We start from the raw sequence: 14020 nt of genomic DNA on the forward strand, positions 1-14020 counted from the left end.
CATTTAATTAAATACTGATAATTTATGTCTTGGTGCCGGAACGGTTTCACGTATAGAATAGGGCGAGCCCTCGGTCGGGCCGCGCCGGGGGGAACGGCGCCCGGCGGCGGCAGGGGTGTGCAACGGAGAACGGGGGATACCTGATGAAGCTTGAAGATTTGGACTTGCGGGAACTGCTCTCCTTCGATCCCGAGGGTGGGGCCATCAACCTGTTGGGGGAGCGGGCGCTCTTGTTCAACGCCTTCGCCCTGGGGCAACTGCGCAAGGAGTTGATCGACACCGTGGGTGAGTTCGCCGCGCGCGGCATCCTCACCCGCTTCGGCTATGCCAACGGCTGGCGCACGGCCATGAACATCCAGCAGAACATGCCGGAGACCTGGCGGGAGCTGAAGGGGTTCGCCGGAGCCAAGTTCCACTCCCTGACCGGCATGAACCGGGTCGTGCACAACGTGCGCCGCGACGGGGGCGGCTCCGAACCGTTGATCGAATCCACCTGGAGCGACTGCTACGAGGCGGAGCAGCACCTGCTGCACATCGGCCGGGCCGAAGGACCGGTCTGCTGGGCCGAGGCGGCCTTTGCCAGCGGCTATGTATCCTATGTGGAAGGGCGCGAGGTGTACTTCATCGAGGATGCGTGCTGCGGCAAGGGGGACGCCGTCTGCCATGTGACGGCGCGCTACCGGGAGGATTGGGGGGCGCAGATCGAACCGTACCTGGCCTATTACCGGGCCGACTCCGGCCCGGCGCTGCTGAAGGAGTTGAGCGACAAGCTGCACCGCACGGAGACCAGGCTGAAGAAACGGCAACGGCAGCTGGCCTTCCTGGAGGCGGACGATGAAGCCTCCCGGCTCGTTGCGGCCCGCAGCGAGACCATGCGCACCACGGTGGAGATCGCCCGGCGGGCCGCCCGGGTGGATTCCTCGGTGCTGGTGACCGGCGAGAGCGGCGTGGGCAAGGAGTGCATGGCCCGCTTCATCCACGACCAGTCAACCCGCGCCACCCGCCCCTTCGTGGCCGTCAACTGCGGCGCCCTCACCGAGACCCTCCTGGAGAGCGAACTGTTCGGCCATGCCAAGGGCTCCTTCACCGGCGCGGACCGGGACCGGGCCGGGCTGTTCGAGGCGGCCGCCGGGGGGACCCTGTTCCTGGACGAGATCGGCGAAGTGTCGCCGGCCATGCAGGTCAAGCTGCTGCGCGCCCTGCAGGAGCGCGAGGTGCGGCGTGTGGGCGAAAACAAATCCCGCCCCGTCAACGTGCGGATCGTGGCGGCCACCAACCGCAACCTGGCGGGCGAGATCGCCGCCGGCCGCTTCCGCCAGGACCTGTACTACCGCCTGCGGGTGATCGAACTGCAGGTCCCCCCGCTGCGGGAGCGCCACGAGGACATCCTCCCCCTGGCCCGCTTCTTCCTCAACCGGCACGCGCACCACGCCCCCCGCGCCATCACCGGCTTTACGCCGGCCGCCGCCGGCCACCTCCTCCGCTACGGCTGGCCGGGCAACGTGCGGGAGTTGCAGAACGCCGTGGAGTACGCCGTGGCCATGTGCCAGGAGAGCCGGATCGACGCCGGCGATCTGCCGTGCGAGCTGCAGGTCCTGTCGCTTAAGCCGGTGCTGGACAAGGAGTGCATCCGCCCCCTGGAGGAGATCGAGCGGGACTATATTCTGGGCGTCCTGCACGTGGTGGGGGACAACAAGGCCCAGGCCGCGGCCGAGCTGAACATCGGTCCGGCCACGCTCTACCGGAAGCTCAAGGAGTACGGCATCAGGGATGCCGCCGACTCTCCGGCGCGGCTCGTGCGCAGCGCCGGCTCCGGCACATGAACGAACCGCACGGGCGCGGGCCGCTGTAGCCCCCGCGCCCGGCAGACACGAGGTCCGAACGCGTATGACGAAGAACGGAAATCATGCTGAACTGGTGTGCCGCGCCATTTTCGAACAGGCTGCGGTGGGTATCGCCCGGGTGGCTTCGGCGACCGGGGAGGTGCTGGAGATCAACCAGCGCTACTGCGAGATCCTGGGCTATACCATGGAGGAGATGGAACGGCACACCCTGTTCGAGCTCACCCACCCTGACGATCTCCCGGCCAGCCGGGAGGCCGGCCGGCGACTCATATCCGGGGAGACCAACCGGTTCACCCTGGAAAAACGCTACTGCCGCAAGGACCGCTCCGTCGCCTGGGTCAGGCTCACCGCGTCCGCCCTGCGGCGCCCCGGAGAGGAACCGTTCAGCCATATCGCGGTGGCGGAGGAGATCACGGAGCGCAAACAGCTGGACGAGATGCTGCTGTTCAAGGATTACTCCATCGACAATGCCGCGGAGGCGATCCACTGGACCACCACGGACGGCCGCATCCGGGACTGCAACGTCGCGGCCTGCGCCATGCTGGGGTACAGCCGCGAGGAGTTCCTCACCCTGTCGAACCGGGATATCGACCCCGACTACTCCCATGCCGAGCGGTTGGCCAACCTGGAGGAGATGCGGCGCGCGGGCAAGGTCTGCCAACGGCGTCTGCACCGGGCCAAGGACGGCCGGCGCATCCCGGTGGAGATCACCTCCAGCTATTTCAGGTATCATGACCGGGAGTATGTCTGCTCCATGGTGAAGGACATCGGCGAGTTGGTCAAGGCCGAGAAGGAGGCCTCCTTCTACAAGACCCTGGTGGAATTCTCCCATGACCCGATCTACGCCATCGACAGCGGCGACGGCGGCAGGATGTTCTACGCCAACCCGGCCGCCTGCGCCCACTTCGGCCTCGGCCTGGAACGGCTCAGAGCCATGCGCCTTGCCGATTGGGACCCCCAGTACGACTCGGCGACCCTGCCGGCGGCCATCGCCGGGATCAGGGCGGGGACCGTGGGCCCCCTGGAAACCGTGCATCGTGTCGCTGGGGGGAGGCTGGTACCGGTGGAGGTGACCAGCAACTTCATGGAATACGACGACAAGGAGCTGCTCTACGGATACTTCCTGGACATCAGCGAACGCAAGGCCATGGTGGCCGCCCTGCAGGAGAGCCGGCGGAACCTGGTGGCGGCCCAGCGCATGGCCCATATCGGGAACTGCGTCACCGGCCTCGACGGCCGGTTCGTCTCCGCATCGGGAGAGTTCCTGCGCATTCTGGGGGTGTCCGCGGCCGATTTCCCCATGACGCTGGACGGGTATCTGGACCTGGTGCACCCGGACGACCGCAAGCGGCTCGCCGCCACTTCGGCCCGCACCCTCCGGGAGCACACCCCCGGCCGGATCGAATATCGCATCGTCCGGCCCGACGGCGCCGAGCGGGCCATCCTGGCGCGGTCCGAGGTCGTTTCCGACGCCTCCGGCGCGCCCGACCGGATCATCATCACGATTCAGGACATCACCCGGCAGAAGCGCGCCGAGGCCAAGCGCCTGGAACTGGAGAAGGCCCTGCTGCACGCCCAGAAGCTGGAGAGCCTCGGCATCATGGCCGGCGGCATTGCCCACGATCTGAACAACACGCTGACCGCCATCATCGGCAACGTGCAACTGTTCCTGCTGGAGGCGCCGCCGGACACCCCGGGGCGGGACCGCATAGAACAGGCCGAGCTTGCCTGCAAGCGGGCGGCGGCCCTGGCCAACCATATGCTGGTCTATTCGGGCAGGGGGATACTGGAACCGGTCCCCCTGGACCTCAGCGCGGTGGTGCGGGAAAACGCCGAACACTTCAGGCAGGCCGCGCCGCGCACCGTCACCCTGACGGTGGACGCCTCCGCCGGTCTTCCTCTCATAACGGCCGACCAGGGGCAGGTTCAGCAGGTGGTCATGAGTCTGCTCACCAACGCCGCCGAGGCCATCGGGGCGCAGTTCGGCGCGGTGACCGTGACCACCGGGATCGCGGAGTGCGACGATGACCTCATCCAGAAAAGCCGCCTCGTGGCGAAGCCGCCCCCGGGGCGCTTCTGCTATGTCCAGGTGGCCGACACCGGCTGCGGCATGGATGAGGAAACCCGGCATCGGCTGTTCGATCCGTTCTTCACCACCAAGTTCACTGGGCGCGGGCTCGGGTTGGCGGCGGTCCAGGGCATCGTCACGCTGCATCGGGGGATTATTCTGGTGGACAGCGAGCAGGGGAGGGGGACCACCGTGCGGGTCCTGTTCCCCGCCGGTGCTTCGTGAGCCGGGCCACCGGCCGCGCCCCACGGCGGATGCCGTTGGCGGCGGGCGTATCGAAATGACACGTGCAGAGGCATCCGGAGGCGATCCGGGTGCCTTTTTTGCTGTAATATCGAAAGGTTTAATGAAGTGCGGCGTTGTGTTGCTTTTTTACCATGCCGGGAAAGTGTTAATATTTTTAACATGCCGAAATTGCGATTGAAATATGCATTTTTTTGGTATGACAGGAGGGGCTGTTCCTAATTAAATTGTTTTTGCCGGCCCATGAGGAGGGCGCCTCGTCCCCGACTTTCCCCAACCGCCTGTGGAAAAGCTTGGGGAGTAGTGCGGTAAGGTGTTGTTTTTGTGACGGTCCGGTTACTTTGCCGGATTTTTCGGCAGGGGGGCTGTCAAGGAAAAAACGCCCTCGCTCCATAAAAAATCACCGGCGGTGATAGGGGAATAAACCCGGATAGTTGCCCCGTTCCGGCGCCAGACGGGGGGTGGGGCCCGCAAAATTTGCTTGAAAGCCGGAACCGCCCCATGAAAAGGATCGGCATTATCGGCGGGTTTGCCCCGGAAACGACGGGGCGATCCCCGACTGCGCCGAGCTGCCGCCGTTCCCGGAAACGGGCCCGTTGGGCCGCCCGCTCCGGGACGCCGCCGGCGGCCATGGGGAATACCTCGTCAATTGTACGAAGGGGGAGGGGACGAACGCCGCACAGCCCGCTCGCGGGGCCGGTCTAGTGAGGGAAAATAACTGTTGGAAAAAAGGAGTTGCCGGTGTGAGGGCGCAGCCCGCACGAGGAGGCGATGCGCCGGGCGCCGGACACTGGGGCCGCCTTTGCTTGAACGGTGCGCGTCACAGGATGGCGGCTACGTCCTGGGCGAGAAGGTCCATATTGTCAACGATGGACACGACGGTATCGGGCGCCAGGCCCAAAGCGGAAAATGCCGGAAGCCTCTCGTCCACGCCCTTGCCCGAGTGGGCGATCATGTCGGCAAGGTGGACGAGGCTGACCAGTTGCCCATTGTCCCGCGCCTTTTCCGGGGCGTGGTGCCACCGTATGACATCCTGGATGTCATCGGAAAAACCCCACTCCTTTGCCAGCAGGAATCCGATCTCGGTGTGGTTTTCCCTGATCAGCGCCGCCCTGGCTTCCGGCGTGACGCTGTAGGTGCCGATGAAATCGATGAGGACGGTTTTACCGATGTCATGCAGCATGCCGCACAGAAAGGCCGTTTCGCGGTTTTCGCCGATGTCCTCCGCCAACTCCCGGGCGATCATGCCGCACATGAGGCTGTGGCGCAGTACCTTGCGGATTTCGTCGGCGTTGTGCGGGCAGAAGCTGCTCAACGAGTGGACCGTAACGATGCTCAACAGCGACTTGAAGCCAAGGTACGTAATCGCCCGATAGAGGGTGTTTACCTTGGCCCCCCGGCTGAAATAGGGGGAATTGCAGAGTTTCAGGATCTTGGCGATGAGCAGTTGGTCGGTGATGTTCTCGACGACTTCGGCAACGGTGCCGTTCTCGCCGTTGATCTTTTCCAGGATCTTCCGCATGATGTCGGGGATCGGCGGGATCAGGGTCGTGCCATTGCAAATCCGCTGCGTAATTTCGTCGATGACATGATCGGTATCCACACTGCCGGCCTGGGCCGTTTCATCGTATTGTAGCACCGAGTTCATCAATACGCTGGAACTGCTTATCTTGATCGGGCCGTTCAGGACGTCGGCCGGGAGAAAGTCCACGAACTCGAATGTGCCCGTCTCCCATTTCAGGGCATCGGTGAGCGCTGTCCTGAGGATTACCGTGAGGACGAATTCCAGCCGCTCCCTGTCGATAAGCTGCTCTTTCAGGATGTAGCTCAAAAGCGGGATGCCCAGCTTTTCCGAATCGCCGAACTTTTCCCTGAGGTCGCCGGCGCTCAGCCGGGTCTCGCTCTCGATGTAGCGCCAGAAACGCTCCCCCTCCTTGTCGGACCAGACGAAAATCATCTCGCCGTCCTGAAAAAAGAACTTTTTGCAGCTTGCCTGCCGGGAAAGCATGAGCGTCCCCGAACGCCTGCTGTTCTCTATCCACTGAACCAGATCGGGTACGGACATGAGCCCCAACTGTCCTGTAACGTTTCTCATGATCGACTATGCCTTGGTGGTTTGCGCGTGCCGGCGGAACAGATGCCGTCGGACATCGCGTTGTTCTCGGTGCACGCTTCCGGTAAAAGCGGGCCGAAATGGTCCGGGGCCTGCCGCCGGTAACGGGCTGGGACGCCTCCGGGCCAAGTTGCCGCCGGAAGCGCCCGGGGTGATTAGAGTTTTATAAACATGTGCGGACACCTGTGTTTACGCTTCCTCAGTGCAAAAATCAATCAAAAAAATCAGTAGGTTACATTAAAATGGGCGTGTGTCGTTTTGTCCGGGGCATGAAAAAATGTTTAGATTTCGGGCTGATAGGGCCAGCGGGAAAATGTTAATTTTATTACCACATGCGACATAAGTTGCACCTTGTCAATATACTATAATAATTACAAGGTATTATGCTCCAATGGTCTCTTTGCCGGAGCGCTTTGAAAGGATGGAGATACCCGAAAAAATTCCGTTCCCGCGGCCTTCATTCGCCGGGACCGGTACCGGAAGTGGCGGGGGAGATGCGGCGCGCAGCCGGGTGGGGAGGGACGTTTCCGGCCCGGCGCCGTTCCTTGGCCGGGGCAAAGAAAAGGGCCCGGTCCTGAATGGTGCCGTCACCATTCAAAACCGGGCCCGTGGGGGTGCCGCGCCGCTTCCGCGCGCACTCTGCCTGCCGCAACCGCTTACCGGTTCATGCGGCTCCTTCTGAAGAATGCCAGGCTGAGCAACCCGCCGCCCAGGAGCAGCAGCGTACCCGGTTCCGGCACTGTCGAGGGGGGATATCCTCCCAGAGTCGTGCCATACTGGAACAAAACATCCGAGATGTCTGCCAGGGTGAACGAACCGTCGGTTGTGAAGGTGAACAGCACCGAATTCTGAATCAACTGCGCATTGCCCAGATCGCCATTGCCGAAGTTGATGGTACCGGTACCTACGATGCCGTAGGGGAGGCCGTCCGGCGGATTGCCGCCCGAGGAGGTAAGATCAGGACCGCCAATTACATCGCCAGGGCCGAAGACGCCAAGACCGGCACTTGAAACCCCGTGGCTGTTGTACGCCCATTGACTGCCGACGTTCGTGCCGGCGGGGTACAGGGTTCCGGCGCTGGTGATGACGGTGCTGCCGCTCGGCAATACCGCAGACAGTGCCGTCAACGAACTGCTGGTATTGAACAGCAGCGCGGTCAGGATGAATGTCGGATTAGGGACTGCCGAGGTCGAATTGTTCGTGAGCAGCAATGTCAGGGTTGTCCCGTCCAGAGCGAAGTCTGCGACTGCCGAACGCCCGGAGGCGTCGGAATACGTATATTCGCTGTACGTTGTGGCCCACCCGCTCGTTGCCATGCCCAAGATGAGCATCATGCCAATTGCTATTTTTTTCATGGTGTTTCACCTCCTTGTTAAGCTGTGCTTAATGTATATCAAGGTGTATGCCAAAAATAAAACAATATGATGACAAGGGGTTGTACGTCAGGCCCGGTGCTGTGTAAAGAATGTACCGGCAAGGCAGTCGGGCCTTGGTGGTTAAATCGTAATAAGTACGATATGTTATGAATTTGACCCGCTCCGCCGCCGCCGGCGTGCTTGTCGGATTTATTTACAAAAAGTCCTTTTTTAATGTTTGACGGCTCATTTTATAATTCAATTTTAATGCGATCCTATTCATTTTTCCGCCCAGCTGAACACCTTTTCCAGGTGCCGATACCCGGCGGTCCGGTTGGCCGGGCAGGGGAAACGGCAGCGGCTGCCTGCGGATTGTTTGTAACAAGATGGCCGGAGCAGACGTCTTATGAGATAGAGGGGAAGCAACCGGCAGCGAAGGAGGTGCCCCATGAAAAGGCTACTGCTTCTGATCGCCATCACGCTCCTGACGGCGGGCTGCGTTGCCGTTCCGGTGTACGACGACGCCTATTACCATCCCTATTATTACAGCTACTACGGCCCGTATCCCTACGCCTATTGGGGGCCTGACTTCGTGTTCGTCACCGGCGGCCACGGCGGGCACGGCTACTACGGCCGGGACGTCTTTTACGGGAGGGGCTCCGTGCGCGGCGGTGACGGCGGTTTCCGTGGCGGCGGTATGGTTCGCGGCGGCGGCTCCCGCGGCGGCGTCAGGCGTTAGGCGTTAGGAGAACGCCCGGCGCCGGGCGGCCTGCGGAGTGGCACCGGGCCGTGGCTCGTGCGCTGCCGGCAAACATTTTTTGTATCAAAATGACACAATGAAGGGCATCCGGGTATGGTTCGGATGCCCTTTTTTAATGTGAAAACGGTTAAATAGCAATATTTGCCGGAAAATGTTAATAAAATTAACACATTGGTTTTTAATTGAAATCCGTTTTTGCGGGGTGTAGAAGGGGGTGTCGCAATTATTGCACAATTGGGCCGGCGGTGTTTGAAGCGGGCAGAGGGGGGGCGACCCCGGCGGGGAGGATCGGCGCGATAATGCCGCCTGTCGGCCCGTTTTGCCTCGTGACCCTGCACGGCCGTTCTCCGGCAGGTAAGCATGACGCCGGGCGGTACCACATCATATTCTTTTCTTGGGCAGGAGGCGGGCATGGCACGAGCGGCAGGTATCCGGATGGCGGTTTTCTTCATGGTGTGCTGCGTGACGGCGTTCCTGGCCGGATGCAGCGGCGGCGGGGGAGGGAGCGCCAAATCCGGGCAACTGGTGGACCCTGCGTCCTCGTACACCGGGACCGCCGCCATGGCCGTGGTGACCGGGACGAACGCCGAGGATCTGGCCCTGAGCGGTTTCGGCGGCACGCGCATCGCCGCCGTCGTCGGCAGCGTCGCCAAGACGACCGGCGGCAGCACCGCCCAAGCCGCGGCGCGCCCCCCCGCTTTCACCTTTGCCCAGGCGCTCAAGCAATCGGTCCGGCGGATGGACATTCCCCAAAAGACCGCCCTGCTCCGCACATCGACGCCCGCCACCGCCACGGCCAAGAAGAGCGTCGCCCGGGCCGTCTCGTACCAGATAGCGGGGGACAACGGCGGCACGGCCAGCTATGCCCTGGATGTCAACGATACCGACGGCACCCTCTCCGGGACCATCGACTACCAGGGGTTCACCGCCAACGGGATCGTCATCGACGGCACCACCGACATTCTCGGCACCCTGGACGCAAGCCGGCAGCGGTTCACCCGCCTCACGCTTTCGTTCCGCTCCCTCGTATTCCGTTCCGCCAGCTACGCCTACACCCTGACCGGTACCCTGTCGTGGGGATTCAACCTGAGCGCAGCCACCGAAACCCTGTCCATGAACATGGTCCTGCTGAACCAGGCCAACGACGGGACCTACTGGTTCAACAATTATGAAGTGGCCACCGTCTATGGGACGAGCAGCCTCACCCAGACCATGACCGGGCGCTACTATGACCACGAGCAGGGATATGTGGACCTGACCACCCGGACGCCGCTCGTTGCCGTCTACGGCAGCCAGTGGCCCTCCCAGGGGTCCCTCGCCTTCAGCGGGACCAACAACCGGTGGGCCAGGCTTGATTTCCAGGCAACGACCCTGCAGGTCCTGGCGGACACCGACGGCGACGGCGCCACCGACTGGCAGGTGGAGCGGACATCCAACGTCACCCCGCCGGTGAATACGGCGCCCGTGGCCAATGCCGGCCCCGACCAGACCGTCAGCCAGTACGCCACGGTCCATCTGGACGGCAGCGCCAGCAGCGACGCAGACGGCGACCCGCTTACCTATACCTGGACCCTGGTCAGCGGCCCCGCCTATCCGGCCCTGACCGGCGCCGCCACCGCCGCCCCCTCCTTCGTCGCCACTACCCAAGGCACCTATGTCCTGCGTCTGACGGTGTACGACGGCAACTCCACCAGCCAGGCGGATACGGTGACCGTCACCGTGACGCCTCCCACGGCCAGCAACCCGGCCTTTATCACCCAGCAGTGGCAATACGGCATCTACGGTACGTACATCGGCCAAGCCGGGCTGTACACCACCGACCTGGACGGCGACGGGACGCCGGAGGTCATCGCCAGTTCCTTTGCCGGCGCCGGCTCCGCGTGGTATGTGGTCCGGAAAAACGCGAGCGGCGGCTATGACCAGGTATGGCGCAGCCCCCTGTACGGGGTTACCATCGTCCGTATCCTGTTGGCGGACATGAACGGCGACGGCAAGGACGATGTGGTCGTCGCTCTGGCGGACGGCACCGTCAGCATCTACGACGGGCCGACCCTGAAAGAGCTCCGCACCCTGCACATCATGACCTCGCTGAGCGACATTGCCGTGGCCGACCTGGATGGCGACGGGATCAGGGAGATCGTCGCCAGCGACGGCCTCAAGGTTTCCGTGTATGACTCCCAGACCGGCGCGGCGAAGTGGAGCGTCGCCTCGGGCGGCGGCACCTCCATCGCCGTTGGCAACGTGGATGCCGCCGCGGCCCCGGAGATCGTCACCACCACCTACGGCGGCAAGGGGTACGTGCTGGACGGCCAGACCGGCGCGGTCAAGTGGTCCTACGCCAACAGCTTCGGCAGCAAGGTCCGGCTGGCGGACCTGGACGGCGACGGCATGCAGGAGATCGTCGGTGCCTCGTCCTGGTACAAGATCACCATCTTCGACGCCGACCTCCAGACGCCGACCTGGGAGATCGCCACCAGCCTGGATATCGGCGCCGTCACGGTCGCCGATGCCGACGGTGACTGCATCCCCGAAATCGTCTACGGCGACGGCCAGTGGGGCAAGGTCCATGCCGTGGATGCCCGCACCCATGCTGAACGGTGGGCCGTCGCCAATCCCGAACACGGCGTTTCCGGCATCGCTCTGGGGGATGTGGACCTGGACGGCAAAAAGGAGCTGCTGTGGTGTGCCGGCGGCACGTCGAGCGGGCCTGATTATCTCTATATTGCCGATCCGCTGACCGGCACGGTCAAGTGGCAGAACCAGGATGTCTACGGCCTGAGCGCCCTGGCCGCGGGCGATGTGGACGACGACGGCTCGGACGAGATCGTCATGGTCACTGCTTCCAGCAACAGCGGCTATGAGAGCGGGGTCATCCATGTCTTCAACGCCGCAACCCATGCCCTGAAATACCGAAAATCCCTTGAACCGCAGGACTGGATGGGGTACAGCCGCGCGGTGAGCATCGGTGATGTGGATGGAGATGGTCATACCGAGCTTGTTGTTAGCACCTCATATCTGTACGGCGGTCTTGTCAGCGTCTACTCTGGCGCTACCGGTGCCCTGAAGCACCAAAGTGCGCAATACAAGGGCAACTTCTTCCCGGCCGTCGCCATTGGGGATGTGGACAACGACGGCAAGACGGAAATCGTCGCCGGCATGGGGATTGCCACTTCCGAAGCAACGGGAAAGTACCTGATTGTTTTCGACGGTGCCACGATGCAGGAAAAATGGCGCAGCGTCGATCTGGGGGGAGGTTTTGCCTACAGCATAAAGATCGCCGACCTGGACAAGGACGGCCACCCGGACATCATCCTCACCATGGCCGACAACCGCCTGATCGTCTACGACGGGGTGACCCACGTCCAGAAGCAGCTTATTGCCACCGCGGCCCGGGCTGTCGAGGTGGCGGACGTGGACGGGGACGGCTACCTGGAAGTCCTGGTCGGCCGTAACGACGGTTATATCGACGTCTACGACGGCGTCACCTTCGCCATCAAAAAGAGCGTTCCCACCTACGGCACGACTTCGGTCGATGCCCTGCGCATCGCGGACCTGAAGGGCGACGGCAGCCTGTCCTGGCTCATGGCGAGCAACGGGGTGCTGTCCATCCTGGATGCCCAGGGGGGGCTCAAATGGCGCAGTTCGTCCCTGGGCTATAACCTGGGGAAAAACAACAACATGAGCGTCAAGGATGTCAACGGCAACGGCAGCAAGGACATCTTCATCGGTTCCGATACGGTGCTGTACCAGTTCGAGTAGCGGGGCGTGCCGGGGCAGTCCCCCTCAGGGGGCGGCTGCCATCGGCCCGCAAAGGGCTTGCGGCCATCTTCGCCCCTATGGTAGGCTTTTGGGCATACCGGCGCCCCTGGGGCGCCATGACAATGGAGATCTCATGAAACAATCACTTGGCGCAAAGACCCTGCTTTTTCCCACGCCGGTGCTCATGGTGGGCACCTATGACGCCGCCGGCACACCGAACCTCATGACCGCCGCCTGGGGGGGCATCTGCTGTTCCGAGCCCCCCTGCGTCGCCGTATCCCTGCGCAGGGCACGGCACTCCTACGACAGCATCGTGGCGCGCAAGGCCTTTACCGTGGGGGTCGCCAACGGCGCCTATATGGCGGAAGCCGACTACGCCGGCATCGCCTCGGGGCGCAACGCGGACAAGTTCGCCGTCGCCGGACTGACGGTGGTGGGGAGCGACCTGGTGGACGCCCCCTATGCGGAGGAGTTCCCCCTGGTGCTGGAGTGTCGGCTGGTGCACACCCTGGAGTTGGGGATACATACCCAGTTCATCGGCGAGATCGTGGACGTGAAGGCGGACCGGGACGCCCTGGGGGGTGACGGCCTCCCCGACATCCTCAGGATGCAGCCCCTGGTCTACGATACCGCCCACAAGGGGTATCACGCCGTCGGGCCGCTCTTGGGCAAGGCGTTCTCAATCGGGAAGAAGTTTTTGTAAGCGGGAAGGACAGAGTGCGTACCCCACAAGGCGGCCAATCGGCCGCCTTTCGTGTTTTTCGAGAGATTTCCGGCCTCCGCCCCTCCCGACACGCTCCTCTGCTCTCCAATCCTGCCAGCGGCCGGTGCTGGGTGGCCGGTATTTTTTCTTGACAATGGTTCGTGGCCGAACTATATTCATCCCATGGAGCACAGGGATACCCCACGCGATATTATCGACCTGATCGCCCGAATCCGCGAGGCGGCCAATGGGCTGATCGAGCGGGAGCTGCAGGCGCGCGGCCTGACGGGGATCGTGCCGGCCCACGGCCTGGTGTTCGCGTTCCTGTTCCGCCAGCAGGGTCCGGTGCCCATCAAGGACCTGGTCCGGCAGTCCGGCCGCGTCAAGTCCACGGTCACGGGGATGGTCAATACCCTGGAGAAGCATGGGTACCTGTACAAACGGGAGTGCAGCGAGGACGCGCGTTCCACGCTTATCGGCCTCACGGAAAAGGGCAGGGCGATCCGGCGGGATTTCGAGGCGATTTCCGTTGTTCTGGAACAGCAGGTGTATGGCGATATGGGGACGGATGACCGCCGGCATGTCATGGAGCTGTTATCGGCAATCGACAAGAATCTGAAACGATAATTTTTTTCTCAAATTAGTTCTGGCCCGAACTTTATCGGGTAAAGGGCTCCCGGTTGTTCTGCAACCGGGGGCGGGCCATAAAGAGCCATCGGCTCACAACATCACACTAGGAGAAGCGAAATGGAAAAAATCGGTAAAAACTACAAGGTGTCTTCGACGGGTAATATCCAGGAATTGGGGCGCGTGACCCTGCATGAGCAACTCGCCCTCACCGGGTCGGAAGTATCCGTCAACGAGCTGCCGGCGGGCGTAAGCGTGCCCTTCGTCCATGCGCACAAGCGCAACGAAGAGGTCTATGTCATCGTGTACGGCAAGGGGAGTTTTTACATCGATGGCGACGAGTTCGGCGTGGAGGCCGGGGACGTGCTGCGCATCGATCCCGCCGGTGAGCGCTGCATCAAGGCCGACGCCCAGTCATCCCTCAGGTTCATCTGCATCCAGGCCGAGGCAAAGAGCCTCGTGCAGTTCACCCAAAATGACGGGGTACCCTGTGAAGCAAAGCCGAGCTGGCTGTAATGAATTTATCGGGAAAGGTAAAGGTAACTGTT

At 62.6% G+C, this 14020-nt stretch carries 10 protein-coding genes; 7 read left to right on the forward strand and 3 right to left on the reverse strand.

Annotated features, from left to right (window positions below):
* Window positions 1-143: 143 nt before the first annotated feature.
* Both FO488_RS04965 and FO488_RS04970 read left to right on the forward strand, forming a co-directional pair.
* The gene (locus FO488_RS04965) at window positions 144-1823 is read left to right on the forward strand and encodes a sigma-54-dependent Fis family transcriptional regulator (RefSeq protein WP_149209533.1); all 1680 of its coding nucleotides are present in this window, start codon (window positions 144-146) and stop codon (window positions 1821-1823) included.
* Between the two features lie 64 nt (window positions 1824-1887).
* Entirely contained in the window at window positions 1888-4137 is a 2250-nt protein-coding gene (locus tag FO488_RS04970) for a PAS domain S-box protein (protein ID WP_168205901.1), read from the forward strand.
* Between the two features lie 838 nt (window positions 4138-4975).
* Here FO488_RS04970 and FO488_RS04975 read toward each other — a convergent pair.
* The 3 genes from FO488_RS04975 to FO488_RS04980 form a co-directional block, all read right to left on the reverse strand.
* Window positions 4976-6250 carry an HDOD domain-containing protein gene (locus tag FO488_RS04975; protein ID WP_149209535.1) on the reverse strand — a complete coding sequence of 425 codons (1275 nt, stop codon included), beginning with the start codon at window positions 6248-6250 and terminating at the stop codon, window positions 4976-4978.
* A gap of 475 nt (window positions 6251-6725) precedes the next feature.
* Window positions 6726-6866, reverse strand: a complete 141-nt coding sequence (locus FO488_RS19635) for a hypothetical protein (RefSeq protein ID WP_205743355.1) — start codon at window positions 6864-6866, stop codon at window positions 6726-6728.
* A 58-nt stretch (window positions 6867-6924) separates the two neighbouring features.
* Window positions 6925-7623, reverse strand: coding sequence for an XDD4 family exosortase-dependent surface protein (locus FO488_RS04980; RefSeq protein ID WP_205743356.1), 699 nt, complete (start codon window positions 7621-7623; stop codon window positions 6925-6927).
* 448 nt (window positions 7624-8071) lie between these two features.
* On the opposite strand from FO488_RS04980, the gene FO488_RS04985 reads away from it, so the two are divergent.
* From FO488_RS04985 to FO488_RS05005, 5 genes are all read left to right on the forward strand, one after another.
* The gene (locus tag FO488_RS04985) at window positions 8072-8362 is read left to right on the forward strand and encodes a hypothetical protein (RefSeq protein WP_149209536.1); all 291 of its coding nucleotides are present in this window, start codon (window positions 8072-8074) and stop codon (window positions 8360-8362) included.
* Window positions 8363-8794: 432 nt separating this feature from the next.
* Entirely contained in the window at window positions 8795-12142 is a 3348-nt protein-coding gene (locus tag FO488_RS04990) for an FG-GAP-like repeat-containing protein (RefSeq protein WP_168205902.1), read from the forward strand.
* 133 nt (window positions 12143-12275) lie between these two features.
* Entirely contained in the window at window positions 12276-12845 is a 570-nt protein-coding gene (locus FO488_RS04995; protein ID WP_149209538.1) for a flavin reductase family protein, read from the forward strand.
* 183 nt (window positions 12846-13028) lie between these two features.
* A complete protein-coding gene (locus FO488_RS05000; RefSeq protein ID WP_149209539.1) occupies window positions 13029-13472 on the forward strand; it encodes a MarR family winged helix-turn-helix transcriptional regulator in 444 nt (147 codons plus the stop codon).
* A 120-nt stretch (window positions 13473-13592) separates the two neighbouring features.
* Window positions 13593-13988, forward strand: a complete 396-nt coding sequence (locus FO488_RS05005) for a cupin domain-containing protein (protein ID WP_149209540.1) — start codon at window positions 13593-13595, stop codon at window positions 13986-13988.
* The last annotated feature ends 32 nt before the right edge of the window (window positions 13989-14020 follow it).

The sequence above is a fragment of the Geobacter sp. FeAm09 genome, assembly GCF_008330225.1.
Classification (GTDB): Bacteria; Desulfobacterota; Desulfuromonadia; order Geobacterales; family Pseudopelobacteraceae; genus Oryzomonas.